14 protein-coding genes are annotated in these 18,257 nt (G+C 69.8%); 5 read left to right on the forward strand and 9 right to left on the reverse strand.

Annotation, left to right across the window (positions count from 1 at the left end):
* Positions 1 to 204: 204 nt before the first annotated feature.
* A complete protein-coding gene (locus AC07EG_RS33450) occupies positions 205 to 1,401 on the reverse strand; it encodes a TetR/AcrR family transcriptional regulator (RefSeq protein WP_478257241.1) in 1,197 nt (398 codons plus the stop codon).
* Positions 1,402 to 1,530: 129 nt separating this feature from the next.
* Between AC07EG_RS33450 and AC07EG_RS33455 the strand changes: the two genes are divergently transcribed.
* From AC07EG_RS33455 to AC07EG_RS33465, 3 genes are all read left to right on the forward strand, one after another.
* Complete coding sequence (locus tag AC07EG_RS33455; RefSeq protein WP_478257242.1) at positions 1,531 to 2,742, forward strand: acetyl-CoA C-acetyltransferase; 1,212 nt, start codon at positions 1,531 to 1,533, stop codon at positions 2,740 to 2,742.
* A gap of 7 nt (positions 2,743 to 2,749) precedes the next feature.
* Positions 2,750 to 4,918, forward strand: a complete 2,169-nt coding sequence (locus AC07EG_RS33460; protein WP_478257243.1) for a 3-hydroxyacyl-CoA dehydrogenase NAD-binding domain-containing protein — start codon at positions 2,750 to 2,752, stop codon at positions 4,916 to 4,918.
* Positions 4,919 to 5,031: 113 nt separating this feature from the next.
* On the forward strand, positions 5,032 to 6,174 hold the full coding sequence (locus tag AC07EG_RS33465) for an alpha/beta hydrolase family protein (RefSeq protein ID WP_478257244.1): 1,143 nt from the start codon (positions 5,032 to 5,034) through the stop codon (positions 6,172 to 6,174).
* 690 nt (positions 6,175 to 6,864) lie between these two features.
* Here the strand turns inward: AC07EG_RS33465 and AC07EG_RS33470 are convergent.
* The 5 genes from AC07EG_RS33470 to AC07EG_RS33490 form a co-directional block, all read right to left on the reverse strand.
* Positions 6,865 to 7,596, reverse strand: a complete 732-nt coding sequence (locus AC07EG_RS33470; RefSeq protein WP_478257245.1) for a PP2C family protein-serine/threonine phosphatase — start codon at positions 7,594 to 7,596, stop codon at positions 6,865 to 6,867.
* Between the two features lie 104 nt (positions 7,597 to 7,700).
* On the reverse strand, positions 7,701 to 9,254 hold the full coding sequence (locus AC07EG_RS33475; protein ID WP_478257299.1) for an acetolactate synthase large subunit: 1,554 nt from the start codon (positions 9,252 to 9,254) through the stop codon (positions 7,701 to 7,703).
* A gap of 2 nt (positions 9,255 to 9,256) precedes the next feature.
* Entirely contained in the window at positions 9,257 to 10,657 is a 1,401-nt protein-coding gene (locus tag AC07EG_RS33480) for an FAD-binding oxidoreductase (RefSeq protein ID WP_478257246.1), read from the reverse strand.
* A gap of 111 nt (positions 10,658 to 10,768) precedes the next feature.
* Positions 10,769 to 11,272 (reverse strand): DUF3830 family protein, encoded by a 504-nt coding sequence (locus AC07EG_RS33485; protein ID WP_478257247.1) that lies wholly within the window; start codon positions 11,270 to 11,272, stop codon positions 10,769 to 10,771.
* Between the two features lie 13 nt (positions 11,273 to 11,285).
* Positions 11,286 to 12,542, reverse strand: coding sequence for an aspartate aminotransferase family protein (locus tag AC07EG_RS33490; protein WP_478257248.1), 1,257 nt, complete (start codon positions 12,540 to 12,542; stop codon positions 11,286 to 11,288).
* 150 nt (positions 12,543 to 12,692) lie between these two features.
* Here AC07EG_RS33490 and AC07EG_RS33495 point away from each other — a divergent pair, with 150 nt between their 5' ends.
* The gene (locus AC07EG_RS33495) at positions 12,693 to 14,156 is read left to right on the forward strand and encodes an NAD-dependent succinate-semialdehyde dehydrogenase (protein WP_478257249.1); all 1,464 of its coding nucleotides are present in this window, start codon (positions 12,693 to 12,695) and stop codon (positions 14,154 to 14,156) included.
* A complete protein-coding gene (locus tag AC07EG_RS33500; protein WP_478257250.1) occupies positions 14,153 to 15,211 on the forward strand; it encodes a tartrate dehydrogenase in 1,059 nt (352 codons plus the stop codon). Before AC07EG_RS33495 ends, AC07EG_RS33500 begins: the two co-directional genes overlap by 4 nt.
* Before the next feature lie 61 nt (positions 15,212 to 15,272).
* Here the strand turns inward: AC07EG_RS33500 and AC07EG_RS33505 are convergent, their stop codons facing one another.
* The 3 genes from AC07EG_RS33505 to AC07EG_RS33515 all read right to left on the reverse strand — a co-directional run bounded on the left by AC07EG_RS33505 (position 15,273) and on the right by AC07EG_RS33515 (position 18,231).
* A complete protein-coding gene (locus AC07EG_RS33505; protein WP_478257251.1) occupies positions 15,273 to 16,760 on the reverse strand; it encodes an apolipoprotein N-acyltransferase in 1,488 nt (495 codons plus the stop codon).
* A 69-nt stretch (positions 16,761 to 16,829) separates the two neighbouring features.
* A complete protein-coding gene (locus AC07EG_RS33510; RefSeq protein WP_478257252.1) occupies positions 16,830 to 17,498 on the reverse strand; it encodes a GntR family transcriptional regulator in 669 nt (222 codons plus the stop codon).
* A 1-nt stretch (position 17,499) separates the two neighbouring features.
* On the reverse strand, positions 17,500 to 18,231 hold the full coding sequence (locus AC07EG_RS33515; protein WP_478257253.1) for a maleate cis-trans isomerase family protein: 732 nt from the start codon (positions 18,229 to 18,231) through the stop codon (positions 17,500 to 17,502).
* Between the last annotated feature and the right edge of the window lie 26 nt (positions 18,232 to 18,257).

Raw genomic sequence — 18,257 nt, forward strand, 5'->3', positions numbered from 1 at the left:
TCCCCGGCGTGCCCATGGCCGCCCTCCCGTCATCGCTTACCTACTCGCCAGTAGGTTAACTCGACGGGGTGGCGAACGCCAGTGCCGGGGGTCATTCCGGCGGGCTCTGTAGCTTTCTGCGCACTTCGGCCGGGCGAACTCGTTCGAAGGTGATGAGTCCCACAGGAAACCGCGGCTGCTGGACACGCGGCGTCATCGCCCCGATCAGCGGACGTCGAGCACCGAAACCACCAGGCTGTGCAGTTCCGCGGCGAGATTCGGCCGGGAGTTCACCCGGCGCGTGCGGGCGAGGTCGTTCGCGATGGTCAGCGCGGCGTGCACGGTGATCTTCGCTTCCCGCGCGTTCAGCGACGGGTGCACCGCCGACAGCAGCTGCACCCACTGCGCCACGTAGTCCCGCTGCACCCGGAGCAGTTCGGCCTGGTCCTGCTCGGGCAGGTTCAGCGGGTCCCCGGCGAAGGCGACGGTCAGTTCGGCGGAACCGGTCAGCGTGCGCACGTAGGACTCCGCGAGCCGCCGCAGCGCCTCGCGCTCGTCCGGCGGGGCACTGGTGCGCAACGCGTGCTCGGCGCCGAGGGCCAGGCGGTCCGCCGCGCGGCGGCAGATCGCCACCACCAGCGCCGACTTGCTGGAGAAGTGCCGGTAGACGCTCGGGCCGGTGATCCCGGCCGCGGCGCCGATCTCCTCCATGCTCACGGCGTGGAAACCGCGCTGCGAGAACAGTTCCGTCGCGGCCGAGAGCAGCTGCTCACGACGGGACCGCTGCCCGAGCCCCGGTGGCACGGGCGCGGCCACGACCTCCGGCGCCGGCGGCAGTTCGGTGTGCAGGGCGCGCCCGGCGAGTTCGACCAGCAGCTGCGCGAACCGGCGCTTCGCGACGCTCGTGTGGTGCACGGAGACGCTGCCGAACACGCTCAGCCCGGCCCAGCAGAGCAGTTCCGCGTCCTCCGGGGAGAGGTCCGGGCGCACCAGCTGCAGTGACTTGGCCCACGACGCGAGCACCTCGCTGGACCGCCGCCGGATCTCCCGGCGGTCCTCCCGCGGCAGGTGCTTGCCCTCCCAGCGCCAGAGCGCGGCGATCTCCCGGCGTTCCACCGCCTGCCCGGCCAGGCAGGTGAGCAACGCCTCGATCTGCGCGGGCCCCGGCACCGCGCGGTCCGAAACCGCCTGGGCGGTCGCGGCCTCCATGTCGTCGATGCCGGAGAGCACCACGTGCGCCAGGATCGCCTGCTTGTCCGCGAAGTGCCGGTACAGCGCGGGCCCGGTCACCCCGGCCGCGGCGGCGATGTCGTTGATGCCCACGCCGTGGTAACCGCGCGCCCGGAACAGCTCGGCGGCCACTCCGGCGAGCTGGTTCTTGCGATCGCGTGGCCGCTTGCCACGGGCGGGCGTAGGTTCCATAGGTGAACACACTCTAGCGACTGTCTAATGCCTCGCAACCCATTGACAGCCTGGGGTTTGTCGGGGATAAGTTAGTCTGTATTAGCGCTACTGACCAGTACGTATCCCAGTACTCGGAGGAAACCTGTTGTGAGCAGTGAGGCGTACATCTACGAGGCGCTCCGCACGCCTCGCGGCAAGAACAAGGGCGGTGCGCTCCACGGCACCAAGCCGGTCGACCTGGTGGTCGGCCTGATCGACGAGCTGAAGGTGCGCCACCCGAACCTGGACCCCGCGGTGATCGACGACATCGTGCTCGGGGTGGTCTCCCCGGTCGGTGAGCAGGGCGGGGACATCGCGCGCACCGCGGCGCTGGTGGCGGGGCTGCCCGAGACGGTGGCCGGTGTGCAGCTGAACCGCTTCTGCGCCTCCGGCCTGGAAGCCACCAACATCGCCGCGCAGAAGGTCCGGTCCGGCTGGGACCGCCTGGTGATCGGCGGCGGCGTGGAGTCGATGTCGCGGGTACCGATGGGTTCGGACGGCGGTGCGCTGTTCATGGACCCGGCCACCGCGTACGACAACTACATCGTGCCGCAGGGCATCGGTGCCGACCTGATCGCCACCATGGAGGGCTTCTCCCGCGAGGACGTCGACGCCTTCGCCGTGCGCTCCCAGGAGAAGGCCGAGGCGGCCTGGTCCGGCGGCTACTTCGCGAAGTCGGTCGTGCCGGTCAAGGACATCAACGGGGTGACCATCCTCGACCACGACGAGCACCGCCGCCCCGGCACCTCGCTGGAGGGCCTGGCCAAGCTGAAGCCCGCCTTCGCCGGCATCGGTGACATGGGTGGCTTCGACGCGGTGGCGCTGCAGAAGTACCACTCGGTGGAGAAGATCGACCACGTGCACACCGGCGGCAACTCGTCGGGCATCGTCGACGGCGCCGCGATCGTGCTGGTCGGCGGTGAGGAGATCGGCAAGCAGTACGGCCTGACCCCGCGGGCGCGCATCGTCGCCACCGCCTCGATCGGTTCCGAGCCGACCATCATGCTGACCGGGCCCACCCCGGCCACCAAGAAGGTGCTGGCCACCGCCGGGCTCACGGTCGACGACATCGACCTGTTCGAGCTGAACGAGGCGTTCGCCTCGGTGGTGCTGAAGTGGATGAAGGACCTGAACCTGCCGGAGGAGAAGGTCAACGTCAACGGCGGTGCCATCGCCATGGGCCACCCGCTCGGCGCCACCGGCGCGATGCTGGTCGGCACCGTGGTGGACGAGCTGGAGCGCCGTCAGGCCCGCCGCGCGCTGGTCACCCTGTGCATCGGCGGCGGCATGGGTGTCGCGACCATCATCGAGCGGGTGTGAGGAAGAGATGACCGAAGCGAAGACCATCCGCTGGGAGCAGGATTCCGACGGCATCGTCGTGCTCACCCTGGACGACCCGAAGCAGTCGGCGAACACGATGAACGCCGACTTCCGCGAGTCGCTCGGTGTGGTCGTCGACCGCCTCGAAGCGGAGAAGGACAACATCACCGGCGTGGTGCTCACCTCGGCGAAGAAGACCTTCTTCGCCGGCGGTGACCTGAACGACCTGATCCAGGCCAAGCCGGAGAACGCGGCCGAGATCACCGAGAGCAGCGGGCAGATGAAGGCCCAGATGCGGCGGCTCGAGCAGCTCGGGCGGCCGGTCGTGGCGGCGATCAACGGGGCCGCCCTCGGCGGGGGCCTGGAGCTGGCGCTGGCCACCCACCACCGCATCGCCGCCGACGTCAAGGGCAGTCAGATCGGCCTGCCCGAGGTCACCCTCGGCCTGCTGCCCGGTGGTGGCGGCGTGGTGCGGACCGTGCGGCTGCTCGGCATCCAGAGCGCGCTGCTGAACGTGCTGCTCCAGGGTCAGCGGCACAAGCCGGCCAAGGCGCTGGAGCTGGGCCTGGTGGACGAGCTCGTCGGTTCCGTGGACGAGCTGCTGCCGAAGGCCAAGGAGTGGATCAAGGCGAACCCCGAGGCCGTGCAGCCGTGGGACGTCAAGGGCTACAAGATCCCGGGTGGTACGCCGTCGAACCCGAAGTTCGCGGCGAACCTGCCCGCCTTCCCGGCCAACCTGCGCAAGCAGATCAAGGGCGCGAACATGCCGGCGCCACGGGCGATCCTGGCCGCCGCGATCGAGGGCTCGCAGGTCGACTTCGACACCGCGCAGCTGGTCGAGACCCGGTACTTCGTGCACCTGGCCACCGGGCAGGTGGCGAAGAACATGACCAAGGCGTTCTTCTTCGACCTGCAGCACATCAACTCCGGCGGCTCGCGGCCGGACGGGTTCGAGAAGTACACCGCGAAGAAGGTCGGCGTGCTCGGCGCCGGGATGATGGGCGCGGCGATCGCCTACGTCTCGGCGAAGGCCGGGATCGACGTGGTGCTCAAGGACGTTTCGCAGGAAGCGGCCGAGAAGGGCAAGGGCTACGCGGTCAAGCTGGAGCAGAAGGCGCTCTCGCGGGGCAAGACCACGCAGGAGAAGTCGGACGCGCTGCTGGCCCGCATCAAGCCGACCGCGGACCCGGCCGACTTCGCCGGGGTCGACTTCGTGATCGAGGCGGTGTTCGAGAGCGTCGAGCTGAAGCACAAGGTGTTCGGCGAGATCGAGAGCATCGTCAACGCCGACGCGGTGCTGGGTTCGAACACCTCCACGCTGCCGATCACCACGCTCGCCGAGGGCGTGCAGCGCAGCGAGGACTTCATCGGCATCCACTTCTTCTCGCCGGTGGACAAGATGCCGCTGGTGGAGATCATCTGCGGGGAGAAGACCTCGCCGGCCACGCTGGCCAAGGTCTTCGACTACACCCTGCAGATCCGCAAGACCCCGATCGTGGTCAACGACAGCCGCGGTTTCTTCACCTCGCGGGTGATCGGCACGTTCATCAACGAGGCGGTGGCCGCGCTCGGTGAGGGCGTCGAACCGGCGTCGATCGAGCAGGCGGGCACGCAGGCCGGGTACCCGGCGCCGCCGCTGCAGCTGATGGACGAGCTGACGCTGACCCTGCCGCGCAAGATCCGGCTGGAGACGAAGGCGGCGGTCGAGGCCGAGGGCGGCACCTGGCAGGGGCACGCCTCCGAGGCGGTCATCGACCGGATGGTGGAGGAGTTCGACCGCAAGGGCCGGTCCTCCGGTGCGGGCTTCTACGAGTACGACGACGAGGGCAAGCGGACCGGGCTGTGGCCGGGGCTGCGGGACGCGTTCAAGTCGGGCAGCACCGAGGTGCCGTTCGAGGACCTCAAGGAGCGCATGCTCTTCGCCGAGGCGCTGGAAACGGTGAAGTGCTTCGACGAGGGCGTGCTGACCTCGGTGCAGGACGCGAACATCGGCTCGATCTTCGGCATCGGGTTCCCGGCGTGGACCGGTGGTGTCATCCAGTACATCAACCAGTACGAGGGTGGCCTGGCCGGGTTCGTGGCGCGGTCGCGTGAGCTGGCCGAACGCTACGGCGACCACTTCCTGCCGCCGGAGTCGCTGGTGGCGAAGGCCGAAAAGGGCGAGATCTACGAGTAGGACGGGTTGACGAGTGGCCCCGCCGGTTCGCCGGCGGGGCCACTTTTTTGCGTGGTGGCGGTTCCCTGGGTCTATAGTGCTAGGTAGCTAGATAAATAGATGAAGGGGAACCCATGCTGAGACGTCTGGTGGGCCTGGTGGGGGTGCTGGTGCTGGCGACAGGCGCGGTGCCCGCGTCCGCGTCCGCGGAAAAGCCGCTGCACCTGCTCAAACCGACCGGGGTGTATCCGGTCGGGATGACCGCGTTGCACCTGGTGGACTCGTCGCGCCCGGACACCTGGGTGCCGGAGGCGGGACCGCGTGAGCTGATGGTTTCGCTGCGGTACCCGACCTGGGCGCCGTTCGGGAAGCGGGCGCAGTACATGACGCCGCTGGAATCGGAGCTGCTGCTGAAGGAAGGGGAGATCGAGGGGCTGCCCTGGGACGTGCTGAGCCACACGCGCACGCATTCCTTCGTGGACGCACCGCCGATGGGCCGGTGGCCGCTCGTGGTGTTGTCACCGGGCTTCACCAAACCGCGGGCCACGCTGTCCGGCCTGGCGGAGGACCTGGCGAGCCACGGTTACGTGGTGGCCGTCGTCGACCACACCTATGAGAACGTCGCGACGACTTTCCCTGATGGGCGGGTCGCGGAATGCGTCGCGTGCGAGATCACGCGTCCGCCGGAGGAGGCGCCCGCCTTCTGGGCGAAACTCGCTCATGGCCGCGCCGCGGATGTTTCGTTCGTGATCGATTCCCTGCTGGCTGGTTGGGGCCGTTCGATCGATCCGTCGCGTATCGCGATGGCCGGCCATTCGGCGGGCGGCGCAGCCGGCACGCACGCCATGGTGGCCGATCCGCGGATCAAGGCGGGCGTGAACATCGATGGCTCGAGCGGCACGCCGCTGCCTTCGACGGGGTTGTCCCGGCCTTTCCTCTTCCTGGGCCGGGAACACCAGTACACGCCGGGCACCGGGGAGCAGTCGGATTCCTGGGAACGTGACTGGGCGGACCTGAGCGGTTGGAAGCGCTGGCTGGTGGTGACCGGACCGGAGCACGGCTCGTTCACGGATGTGGGGGTGCTGGGGGACCAGCTGGGCCTGGACGTCGGGGCGGGGATGCCGGGGGAACGGGCCAACGCGATCGTGCGGCGGTATGCGCGTGCTTTCTTCGATGAGCATTTGCGGGGGATTCCGCAGCCGCTGCTTTCGACGGGATCTCCGCGTTACCCGGAAGTCAAGTTCTGCGATCCGGTGGCTGGTCGGACCTGCGCTTGACGGTTCCCACCCCGGTTCTTCAGTGTGACGACGGCGGGGAGGGCTTTGTCAAAGGCGGGGAAAGATGCCTTGACAAGGCCCTCCCCGCCGTGTTTTTGGCTTTGGACCGGGATGGGGAAGGGGGAGTCTGGGTGGTTCTCCGGTTTGGGCTCCTGGCTTGCGTGTGTGGTGGGACGGGTGGCCTTTCGGTTTGTGTGCGGCTGGAGTTTTCCGGTTTTGTGTGAGTGCCTTCGGCTCGCGGGTGGCTGGGTCCCCGGTTCGGCGGCCCGGGGTGTGTGGTGCTTGGTTTTTCGGGCTTCGTGTGTGGGTGAGCGGCTGCACTGATCCGGTGGTAGCGATGGCGGCAGCGGTGTGGAGGCAACGGGAAGATGCGAGGGCTGCTGGATAGGTGAACATGCGGTTCTTGGCTGTGGTCACGATGTTGCTCTTGGCCGCCCGTTCTCCCGCCGAGGAGGTGCCGCCGCCGGGTGGGCCTCCGCTGCCGGTGGGACCGGATCCGGTCGAGGTGAGTGCTTTCGCCGCGACCCCGTGCCGGGGTCTCCGGTTCGCCGACGACGGTCGGCAGCCTGCCTGCGAGTTCACGGGGGAGGGCGGGCAACCGGTGCCGGAGGCTCACCGGTTCCCGGACGTGCGCCTGGTGCCCAACTGGTGTGAGCGGGTGCGGGCTCCCGAGGACCGCCCTGACGCGGGTCAGGGGAGGGGTTGCAGGTCGACGACCACCGCGGTGGCGTTGTCCGTGCTGCCCAGGGTGTGGGCGGCCTCCACCAGGCGCTCGGCGGCGTCGTGCGGGGAGGTGGCGGTGGAGAGCAGGGATTTGACCGCCACCATGTTCAGGTTCTTGTGCACACCGTCGGTGCACAGCAGCAGGCGACCGCCGCGGACCGGGGTGAACGCCCGCCCGATGTCCGAGTCCCGCGCGGTGCGGACCGAGTCGGTCACCACGTGTTCCATGCGCGCCGACGGCACCAGGTCCTGCGAGCGCCAGAACTCGGCCAGGGTGTGGTCCACGGTCAGCTGCGACAGCACCCGCCCGTTCCACCGGTACAACCGGCAGTCACCCACCCAGGCGATGTCGGCCTGGGCCTCCACCGGGGAGTCCAGCGGCGGCAGCACGGCCACCACCAGCACGCAGTCGGCCTGCTGCTCCTCGAACTGCGACCGCAGTTCCTGCTGCGCCGCGCGCAGCCCCTCGTAGGCCCCGCAGCGGGCGGAGGTTTCCGCGGCGACCTTGGCCGACAGGCGCGCCGCCCTGGCGGCCAGCAGGTGGTCGCCGACGCCGTCCGCGACCACGAAGGCCGTGCGCCCCGAGACCGCGTCCGTGTGCGTCGCGATCGCGTCGGCGTTGATCGACCGCGGACCCCGCCTGCTCACCGAATCCGACATCGGGCGGTGGCCGAGGGTCAGCTGGAGCGTGGTCATCATGGCCGGCCTCCTCACGGTACGACCGGGTTGCACCCGGTACACCACAAGTGAACCGGGCGAAACCGTCAGTTACCGAAGATCTATCTGAGAAGACCCTGTGAAAATCAGACGAGCGGCGGCACGATCGTGTCGATCAGGTGCGGGCCCGGTTCGGCCAGCGCCCACGAGAACGCGTCCGCCAGCTCCTCGGCGGTCGTCACCCGGCGGGCGGGCACGCCCATGCCCTCGGCGATCTTCACGAAATCCATGTCCGGCCCCGAGAGGTCCAGCAGCTCGGCGGCCTTCGGGCCGGAGCCGTCCGCGCCCACCCGCTGCAGCTCCAGCCGCAGGATCGCGTAGGCCCGGTTGTTCAGCAGCACCGTGGTCACGTTGCACTTTTCCCGCGCCTGCGTCCACAGCGCCGAGATCGTGTACAGCGCGCTGCCGTCGGACTGCAGGTTGACCACCGGCCGGTCCGGCGCCGCGATCGCCGCGCCGGTGGCCACCGGGATGCCCTGCCCGATCGCGCCGCCGGTCAGCGTCAGCACGTCGTGGCGCGGGGCGCCGGCGGTGGCCGCGGGCAGCAGCACCCCCGAGGTGTTGGCCTCGTCGGAGATGATCGCGTTGTCCGGCAGCAGCGCCCCGATCACCTCCACCCAGTTCTGCGGGGTCAGCGGGCCGCTCGGCAGCGCGGGCCGGTTCTCCTCCTGCAGCACGGGTTCGGTGTCCGCGGCGACCAGGTCGGCGAGGTCCTGCAGGGCACCGACCGCGTCCGCGTCCAGCCCCGCCAGGGTGTGCACCCGCGCACCTTCCGGCACCAGGTCGCTCGGCTTGCCGGGGTAGGCGAAGAACGACACCGGCGGCTTCGCCCCGGCGACGACCACGTGCTCGATGCCCTGCAGCTGGTACTCCACGTGCTCGGCCAGGTAACCGAGCCGCTCGATCGCGGGCAGCCCGGCACCCCGTTCGATGCGGGCGGGGAAGACCTCGGCGAACGCCTTCGCCCCGGTCGCCGCGGCGATCCGGCTGGTGGCGCGCAGGCCGGTTTCCCGGCAGGCCGCCCCGCCGACCAGCAGCGCCACCGGCTCACCGCTGCGCAGCACGTCGGCGATCCGGCGGACGGTGGCTTCGTCCACCTCCTTCGGCACGCGCGCGGGCACCGGCGGGCAGGTCTTCCCGCCCCCACCCCAGGACACGTCCGCGGGCAGGATCAGGCTGGCCACCCGGCCGGGCGCGTCCTGGGCGGCGGCGACCGCGGCGGCGGCGTCGGCGCCCACGTCGGCGGTGTGGCCGGAGCGCCGCACCCAGCCGTTCAGCGTGCCGGTGAGCGCCTCGATGTCGGATTCCAGCGGGGCGTCGTACTTCTTGTGGTCGATCGCGTGGTCCCCGATGACGTTCACGACCGGGGTGTGCGCCCGCTTGGCGTTGTGCAGGTTCGCCAGGCCGTTGGCCAGGCCGGGCCCGAGGTGCAGCAGGGTCGCCGCGGGCCGTCCGGCGATGCGGGCGTAACCGTCGGCGGCCCCGGTCACCGCGCCCTCGGACAACGCCAGCACCCCGCGCATCTCCGGCACCGAGTCCAGCGCGGCCACGAAGTGCATCTCCGAGGTGCCCGGATTGGCGAAGCACACGTCCACCCCCGCGTCGACGAGGGTGCGGATGAGGGACTGCGCGCCGTTCATGCTCACTGTGACTCCTGGTCGAAGAGAACCCCGGGGTTGAGGATGCCCCGCGGGTCGAAGGACTGCTTGATCCGGCGCATCAGCTCGACCTTGGCCGGGTCCTCCAGTTCGAGGAAGTGCGCCTTCTTGGCGTGGCCGATGCCGTGCTCACCGGAGATCGAGCCGCCCGCGGCCATCCCGGCCGCGAAGATCTCACGCAGCAGCGCGCCGCGTTTCACCGGGTCCTTCTGGAAGATTCCCAAGTGGACGTTGCCGTCGCCGGCGTGCCCGCAGCCGACCGCGCCGGACTCGGCGGCGGTGGCCAGCTCACGCACCTTCGCCAGGAAGGCGGGCATCTCCGCCCGCGGGAGCACCACGTCGATCACGTCGTCCGCACCGACCGACTTCGCCGTCCAGAACGCCTTCTCCCGCGCCTCGATCAGCTTGCGGGCGGACGGCCCCTCCAGCACGTAGACGTCGGCGGCACCCAGTTCGGCGAGCAGTTCGGCCAGGGTCCCGACATCGGCGTGCAGCCGGTCGCCGTCCCGGTTCTCCAGCGCCACCACCAGGTAGGCCTGCGACGCGTCCCTGACCTCGTCCGGCACGCCGAGCGCCAACTGTTCCTTGTAGACGATCGCGGCCATGGTCAGGTTGTCGATGTACTCCAGGATGTGCGGGTCCAGCCCGCTGGCGACGATCTTCGGCACCGCCCGCACCACCTGGTCGAGGTCCCCGAACGGGGCGAGCACGGTGGCGCCGTGCGCCAGCCGCGGGTGCAGCCGGACGATCACCTCGGTGGCCAGCGCCAGCGTGCCCTCGGAGCCGATGATCAGCTGGGTCAGGTCGTAGCCGGTGGAGGTCTTGGTGGTCTTCCCGCCGGTGCGGATCAGCTCACCGCTGGGCAGGGCGGCCTGCAGGCCGAGCACGTTGTGCCGGGTGACGCCGTACTTGATCGCCCGCATGCCACCCGCGTTCGTGCCGACGTTGCCGCCGATGCTCGCGCTCAGCTCACCGGGGTAGACGGTGTAGGACAGCCCGGCCTCGGCGGTCTTCTCGTCCAGTTCGGCCAGGGTGACCCCGGGCTGGACCACGGCGACGTGGTTCTCGGTGTCGACCTCGAGCACCCGGTTCATCCGCTCGAAGGAGATGAGCAGCCCGTCCGGCCGCGGCCGCGCCGCACCGGACAGGCCGCTGCCCGAGCCGCGGGCGGTCACCGGCACCCGGTGCTCGCCCGCGGCCCTGAGCAGTTCCGCGGTCTCCTCGGCGGTGGCCGGTTTGGCCACGTAGCGGGGCTTTTCCGGCTCCACGGTGAGGCATTCGTCGTGGGCGTAGTCCTCGCCCACGGCCTCGCCGGTGAGCAGGTTGGCCTGGCCGACGATGTCGGCGAGGCGTTGCTCGAAACCCCCGGAACCGCTGTCGTTCATGGCGGTGTCGACCGTCCTCTCACCTCTGCGCCGAGACCTGGTTACCGCAGGGTAGTACGGGCTGGACGAATCCCGCTATGAAACCTTTTCACGTTCTTCGGTGGGGGTCCTTCAGTTTTCCGCGCGGGCGAAGGAAAGCGTCTCGCCTTCGACACCCCGCAACCACAGGTCCTGCGCGGCGGCGGCCATCTCGGTCAGGCCCTCCTCGATCGTGGCGAACACGTTGCCGGGCACCCAGCCGGCGTCGCCGTTGATCAGCAGGTTGTTGCGGCCGTAGAAGATCGCCAGGTCGGTGGCGCCCTGATCGCTGTGGGCCTCGCTGCCCTCGTCGTAGCCGTACGCCGGGTTGCCGATCTCCCACGCCTCGAAGCCGAAGTACACGACGTCACCCGGGATCGGCGTGACGGTCGGGTTCTCCCGCCCCGGCTTGGGCTGGGCGAACGGCGGCACGAGCGTGTAGACCTCGTTGCGCGCGTACTTCGCGTGGTAGGCCGAACCGCTCTGCGGCAGCGCGTTCCACACCGCTTCGCAGGTGCGCGGGGCTTCGGCGTCGAGCAGCCGGGCGCGGCAGGAAACACCGCGCTTGTCCAGCGTGATGGTGATGTAGCGGGCCAACTACGGACTCCTTCTAGTTCTTGGTGACGGCGTCGACGACCTCGGCCCAGATGCCCAGCGCCTCGTCGACCTGCTCGGCGGTGACCACCAGCGGCGGGATCATCCGGACCACGTTCATCCAGGCACCGCAGGTGAGCAGCAGCAGCCCGCGCTCGGCGGCCAGCTTCTGCGCGGCCTGCGCGGTGACCGTGTCGGGCTCACCGTCGGCGGTGGTGAACTCCGAGCCGACCAGCAGCCCGAGCCCGCGCACGTCGCCGATCGCCGGGGTCTTGTCCCCGATCAGGCGGGCGCCGTCGAGCAGCTGCGTGCCGCGCTCGGCGGCGTTGGCGACCAAGCCCTCCTCCTCGATCACGTCGAGCGTGGCGCAGGCCGCCGCGCACGAAACCGCGTTGCCGCCGTAGGTGCCGCCCTGCGAGCCGGGCCACGCCTTGGCCATCAGCTCCTGCGACGCGGCGATGCCGGACAGCGGGAAGCCGCTGGCCAGGCCCTTCGCGATGAGCACGATGTCGGGCCGCACGTCGAAGTGGTCGTGGCCCCAGAACCGGCCGGTGCGGCCGAAGCCGGTCTGCACCTCGTCGAGCACCAGCAGGATGCCGTGCTTGTCGGCGCGCTCGCGCAACCCGGCCATGAACTCGGTGTTGGCCGGGACGTAGCCGCCCTCGCCGAGCACCGGCTCGATGAAGAAGGCGGCGACCTCGTTCGGGGCGGTGACGGTGGCGAACAGGTAGTCCAGCTCGCGCAGCGCGAACTTCGTCGCGGTCCGCTCGTCCCAGCCGTAGTGGTAGGCGTAGGGGAACGGGGCCACGTGCACACCCGACATCAGCGGGGAGAAGCCGGCGCTGAACCGGGTGCCCGAGGTGGTCATCGACGCGGCGGCGACGGTCCGGCCGTGGAAGCCGCCCTGGAACACGATCACGTTCGGCCGCCCGGTCGCCTGGCGGGACAGCCGCAGCGCGGCTTCGACCGCTTCGCTGCCGGAGTTCGAGAAGAACAGCGAGTCCAAACCGGACGGCAGCACCCCGCCGAGGCGCTCGGTCAGCTCCAGCAGCGGCTTGTGCATCACGGTCGTGTACTGGCCGTGGATCAGCTTGCCGATCTGCTCCTGCGCGGCGGCGACCACCTTCGGGTGGCAGTGGCCGGTGCTGGTCACCCCGATGCCGGCGGTGAAGTCGAGGTGCCGCCTGCCTTCGCTGTCGAAGAGGTAGGTGCCCTCGCCGTGGTCCACGACGACCGGGGTGGCCTGCTTGAGCAGGGGGGAGAGCTGGGCCATGGCAGCGGTGCTCCTTTGGGCGAAGGTTGCGCGGGACGGTCGCCGGGTAGCCGACCGGGGACAGGTCGAGGACTCTTGTCGATTGTTGACAATATGCATAGCATGGCCCTCGGACCGGGCGCAATGAAACGCGGACAGGGAGCAGTGGTGATGGGCGAGATCAGCGAGGCCGGGGTCGTCGACACGGTCGCGAAGGAACTTTTCATCGGGGGGAAGTGGACCGCCGCCGAAGGTGGCCGGACCTTCCCGGTGCTCGATCCGTCCACCGGTGAAACGCTGTGCGAGGTGGCGGACGCGTCGCCGTCGGACGGCATGGCGGCGCTCGACGCGGCGGTCGCCGCGCAGGCCGAGTGGGCGAACACGGCCCCGCGCGAACGGGGCGAGATCCTGCGCCGGGCCTACCAGGCGCTGGTCGACCGCACCGAGGAACTCGCGTTGCTGATGACCCTGGAGATGGGCAAGCCGCTGGCCGAGTCGCGGGGTGAGATCGCCTACGCCGCCGAGTTCTTCCGGTGGTTCGCCGAGGAAGCGGTCCGCATCGGCGGTGACTACTCGGTGGCGCCCAACGGCACCGGCCGGTTCCTGGTGGCCAAGCAGCCGGTCGGGGTGTCGCTGCTGATCACGCCGTGGAACTTCCCGATGGCGATGGGCACCCGCAAGATCGGCCCGGCGGTGGCCGCGGGCTGCACGATGATCATCAAGCCCGCCGCGCAGACCCCGCTGTCGATGCTGGCCCTGGCCGAGATCCTGGCCGAGGCCGGGCTGCCCGAAGGCGTGCTGAACGTGCTCACCACCAGCGATTCCGGTGGTGTGATGGAGCCGCTGATCCGCGACGGCCGGGCCCGCAAGCTGTCGTTCACCGGGTCGACCGCGGTCGGCCGGAAGCTGCTGGAGCAGTGCGCCGACAAGGTGCTGCGGACGTCGATGGAACTGGGCGGGAACGCGCCGTTCATCGTGTTCGACGACGCCGACCTCGACGCCGCGCTCGACGGGGCGATGCAGGCGAAGATGCGCAACATCGGCGAGGCGTGCACCGCGGCCAACCGGATCTACGTGCAGAAGGGCGTGGCGGCGGAGTTCGCGCGCAGGCTCACCGAGAAGATGTCCGCGCTGCCGATGGGCCGCGGCACCGAAGACGGCGTGGTGGTCGGCCCGCTGATCGACGAGGCGGCGGTGCAGAAGGTCAGCGGCCTGGTGCGCGACGCGGTCGAACGCGGCGCGAAGGTGCTCACCGGAGGGGCCACTGTGGACGGTCCGGGGAACTTCTACCAGGCGACCGTGCTGACCGAGGTGCCGCTGGAAGCGGACATGGCCACCGAGGAGATCTTCGGCCCGGTCGCGCCGATCTACATCTTCGACACCGAGGAGGAGGTGCTCGCCGCGGCCAACGACACCGAATACGGCCTGGTCAGCTACCTCTACACCACGGACATCAAGCGGGCGCTGCGGGTCTCCGAGCGGCTGGAGTCGGGAATGGTCGGGCTGAACCAGGGCCTGGTGTCCAACCCGGCGGCGCCGTTCGGCGGCATCAAGGCGTCCGGGCTGGGCCGCGAAGGCGGCAAGTTCGGCATCGAGGAGTTCCTGGAGACCAAGTACATCGCGGTGAACCTGTGACCGGGTACCGGATCGCCGGCATCCCCGGCGACGGCATCGGCGTCGACGTCACCATCGAGGCACGCAAGGTCCTCGACCGCGCGGCCGGCCTGCACGGCTTCTCGTTGCAGTGGACCGAATTCGACTGGAGCTGCGAGCGGTTCACCGAGACCGGGCGGATGATGCCGGAGGACGGCGTCGAGCAGCTGTCCGCCTTCGACGGCATCCTCCTGGGCGCCGTCGGCTTCCCCGGGGTGCCGGACCACGTTTCGCTGTGGGGCCTGCTGATCCCGTTGCGCCGGGCGTTCGCGCAGTACGTGAACCTGCGCCCGGTGCGGTTGCTGCCGGGCACCACTTCGGCGCTGGCCGGGCGGTCGGCGGAGGAGCTGGAGATGGTCATCGTCCGGGAGAACTCGGAGGGTGAGTACTCCCAGCTGGGCGGGCGGCACAACACCGGGCAGCCGGGGGAGTTCGTGCTGCAGGAGTCGGTGTTCACCCGCGTGGGCGTCGAGCGGATCATCCGGTACGCCTTCGAGCTGGCGAAGACCCGCACCGGCCGGGTTTGCTCGGCGACCAAGTCGAACGGCCTGATCCACTCGATGCCGTACTGGGACGAGATCTTCGCCGAGATCGCCGCCGAGTACCCCGGTGTCCACAGTGAACAGTGCCATGTGGACGCACTGGCGGCGCGCGTGGTGCAGCACCCGGACCGCCTGGACGTGGTCGTCGCCTCGAACCTGTTCGGCGACATCCTGAGCGACCTGGCGGCGGCGGTCACCGGTGGTCTCGGCATGGCGCCTTCGGGCAACATCAACCCGCCTGGCGACCACCCGTCGATGTTCGAAGCGGTGCACGGCAGCGCCCCGGACATCGCCGGCCAAGGCATCGCCAACCCGGTCGCCCAAATCCTGGCCGGTGCCATGATGCTGGACCACCTGGGCGAAAACGAGGCGGCCAAGGCCATCAACACGGCGGTGGAAAAGGTCCTGGCCGACGGCAACACACTCACCCCGGACCTGGGCGGCTCCGCCACCACCACCGACCTGGGCACCGCCATCGCCGATGCACTGACATAAAAGCCAGAACGCAAGCCGGGCAACCGACAGCACCACCCACACTGGCCCATCCCCGCCGCTGTCACGATGATGGCGCGGGGTGGGCAACCATGCGCGCACTACGGCGGGCACCCGCAAAACCCAACCCCACGGCCCCCGCCAAACACAGCCACGCAAAAACATCCCCAACGGCGCCGTAAACAGTGGAAGCCCGCTCCTGCAACGGCAAGTTGGCCACCAGCACCTGCTGATCGGTCCGGAACCAGTCCGCCCGCGCCAGCACCCGCCCCTGCGCGTCCACGCCAGTGGACACCCCGTGCGCAGAATTGCGCAGCATCGAATACCCGTACTCCACGTTCCGGAACACCGCCTTCTCCGCGTGCAGTTCGGAAAAGGTGGCCCAGTCGTTGGCCGGGACCAGCACCAGATCGGCCCCCTTCTCCGCCGCCTGCCGCATCAACTCCGGATAATCCGCGTCGTAGCAGATGACCCCGGCGATCCGGCCGTACGGGGTGTCCACAGTGGGCACTTCTCCCGCTCCGGGCGCCATCGGCTCCATCGGCGTCGGCTGGCTCTTGTCGTAGGTCCAGGCGACCTCGCCCGCCGGGGTGATCATGGTGCTCAGGTTGCGGACGTTCGGTGCCTCACCGGTGTACATCGCATAACCCAGGTTGACGTACGCACCGCTCTCCCTGGCGATCACCGCAGCCCGGTCGAGCAAGTCGCGATGGTCCCGTTCCAGGACACGAGCGTGCGTTTCCGGCCACAGCACGATCTTCGCGCCCGCCCGAGCCTGGGTCCTGGTGTGTTCGAGCAGATCGTCGGTGACCGGCGCGAAGGCCGCCCGCACGGCTCCCGGGTCGGCCGCCACGACCTCCGCCGCCCGCCAGTACTTGAGGTCCATCGCGGAAATGGCCTCTTCGGAGCGTGCATCGGCGGCCCGCGTCGGGCTGACGGCGGCGACCCGCACGGACCGTTCGGTGGGCGGGGAAAGCACGAGCCGGGCACCACCCGCGACGAACACGACCGCGAGCGTGACGCCGTAGACCACCAGCTTGCGCGCGTTGCGCGTTTCCCAAGCCCACACGACGGTCGAGGCGAACCAGCCCATGAGGAAGGTGATCCCGTAGACGCCGGTCACCGAAGCCACCTGCAGCAGCGGCAGGTTCGCGTGCTGGGTCGAACCGAGCGCGCCGAAGTCACCGAGACCGGCGAACAGCGCGAACAGGTACTCGCCGCAGGCCAGCACGGCCGGGAACACGAGCGTGCCGAGGAAACCCGGCAGGTGCGGGCCGAGCAGTCGGTGCGCGACGAACGCCAGCCACTGGAGCAGGAGGAGCGCGGTGAAGCCGAGCAACGCCTCGGGCACGAAGAGCATCGAGGTCGCGCCGAGCCAGACCAGGATGCCGATCGCGAGCGCACCGAGCACCTTGAGCAGCCCCCGGCGGGCGTCGAAGAGGAGCAGCGGGACGGCGAACAACCACGCCGCGAGCGGACTGGCCCAGTTGGTGTGCACGCTCAGGGCCAGCAGTACGACTCCGGCCCACCAGAGCATCTTCGATTTGGTCACGGCACAACGCTAGGAACCGGACCACGTCCGGCACACTGCCCGAAGGGCGCCCGGCGCACCCCACTTTCGTCAGTGCAGCGAGGTGCCGGGGAGCAGGCGCTGGATGGCGTCTTCCATGTGCCCCTCCAGCAGTTTCAACACGGCTTCCTCGTCACCGGCGCGGATGGCGTCGATCAGCTGGTTGTGCTCGTCGACCCGTTCCTCGACGCGCTGGTAGGTCTGCTGCAGCATCGACAGGCACATCCGCGTCTCGATCAGCAGCGTCTGCGTCATGCGGATCAGCCGCCTGCTGCCGGATTCGGCGACGAGCACCTCGTGGAAACGCAGATCCGCGTCCGAGAGCGCGGTCGGATCGTCCTCGTTGGCGGCGGCTTCCATGGCACGCACGATCTCGTCCAGCGCGGCGGCCGCCTTCTCCCGGTCCCCGCGCATGATCCGGATCGCCGCGGCCCGCTCGATCGCGGTGCGCGCGACGTAGATGTCGTACACGTCCTCCGGTTCGAGGTCGATCACGAACAGCCCGCGGTGGCGTTCGCTGCGGAGCAGGCCCTCCGAGACCAGCCGCTGCATCGCCTCCCGCAGCGGCCCCCGCGAGACCTGGAACCGCGACGCCAGTTCCGTCTCGCCCAGCTGCGTGCCGGGTGGCAGCGCGCCGTTCATGATCGCGTCGCGGAGCTGCCGCGCGATGATGCCCGCGGTGGACTCCCGGTTCACCGGTTCGATGTCGGCCAGCGGCATGTCACATTCCCTTTTCCGGGACCGGTTCCGCGAACAGGGTCCCCAGCTCACCGGAGGTCACCTGGCTACCCGCCTGCCGGAGACCGGCCCAGATGGTCACTTGGTTCGCGGTGAGGACCGGCTTCCCGAGCCGCTCCTCGATGGCGCCGAGCACACCGAGCGTACGCATCGCGGTGTCCGGCACCAGCACGGCGTCGGCTTCCGGGTGGTCGTGCGCCACCGCCAGCTCCACCACGGCGTCCGGGCCCAGCTCGCCGACCTCGGCCGCGGTGTCGATGCCCGCGCTCGACATGGCCAGCACCTCGACCCCGCCCGCACCGAGGAAGTCGACGAACAGGCGCGCCACGTCGTCGGGGTAGCTCGCCGCGACGGCCACCTTCCGGACGCCCAGTGCCTTCGCCGCGTCGACGAACGCGAACGACGTGCTGGTCGACGGCACACCGGCGGCTTCGGCGAGCTGGTCCGCCTGCTCGCGCGCGCCTTCCCAGCCGTAGACGAAGCTGCCGCTCGTGCACGCCCACACCACCGCGGCGGGCTCGTGCTTCGCCAGCAGCGAGGCGCCTTCCTTGAGGCGCTCGGGGCTGCCCAGGTCGAGCAGCTCCGGCACGGCGTGCAGGTCGGTGCCGTAGATGTGCTCGACGGGGAACCGGAAAGCCGGCCCCAGCAGGCGCTCGGCCAGCGGGTAGTCGTCCTCGGCCGCGTGGTCGGGGTAGATGAAACCGATGGTGGTCAAGCCCAAGCACCTCCTGCAGATTGTCG

It is taken from the genome of Amycolatopsis sp. NPDC045836, assembly GCF_056431745.1.

What these genes read in the sequence shown, in the direction of transcription:
- AC07EG_RS33510 (WP_478257252.1), bottom strand. Translation starts at nt 17,498, where the DNA reads ATGCCGCTGGCCGACATCGAACCGGTGAACCGGGAGTCCACCGCGGGC.
- AC07EG_RS33490 (WP_478257248.1), bottom strand. Translation starts at nt 12,542, where the DNA reads ATGGCCCAGCTCTCCCCCCTGCTCAAGCAGGCCACCCCGGTCGTCGTG.
- AC07EG_RS33475 (WP_478257299.1), bottom strand. Translation starts at nt 9,254, where the DNA reads ATGAACGGCGCGCAGTCCCTCATCCGCACCCTCGTCGACGCGGGGGTG.
- AC07EG_RS33470 (WP_478257245.1), bottom strand. Translation starts at nt 7,596, where the DNA reads ATGATGACCACGCTCCAGCTGACCCTCGGCCACCGCCCGATGTCGGAT.
- AC07EG_RS33460 (WP_478257243.1), top strand. Translation starts at nt 2,750, where the DNA reads ATGACCGAAGCGAAGACCATCCGCTGGGAGCAGGATTCCGACGGCATC.
- AC07EG_RS33495 (WP_478257249.1), top strand. Translation starts at nt 12,693, where the DNA reads ATGGGCGAGATCAGCGAGGCCGGGGTCGTCGACACGGTCGCGAAGGAA.
- AC07EG_RS33480 (WP_478257246.1), bottom strand. Translation starts at nt 10,657, where the DNA reads ATGAACGACAGCGGTTCCGGGGGTTTCGAGCAACGCCTCGCCGACATC.
- AC07EG_RS33450 (WP_478257241.1), bottom strand. Translation starts at nt 1,401, where the DNA reads ATGGAACCTACGCCCGCCCGTGGCAAGCGGCCACGCGATCGCAAGAAC.
- AC07EG_RS33465 (WP_478257244.1), top strand. Translation starts at nt 5,032, where the DNA reads ATGCTGAGACGTCTGGTGGGCCTGGTGGGGGTGCTGGTGCTGGCGACA.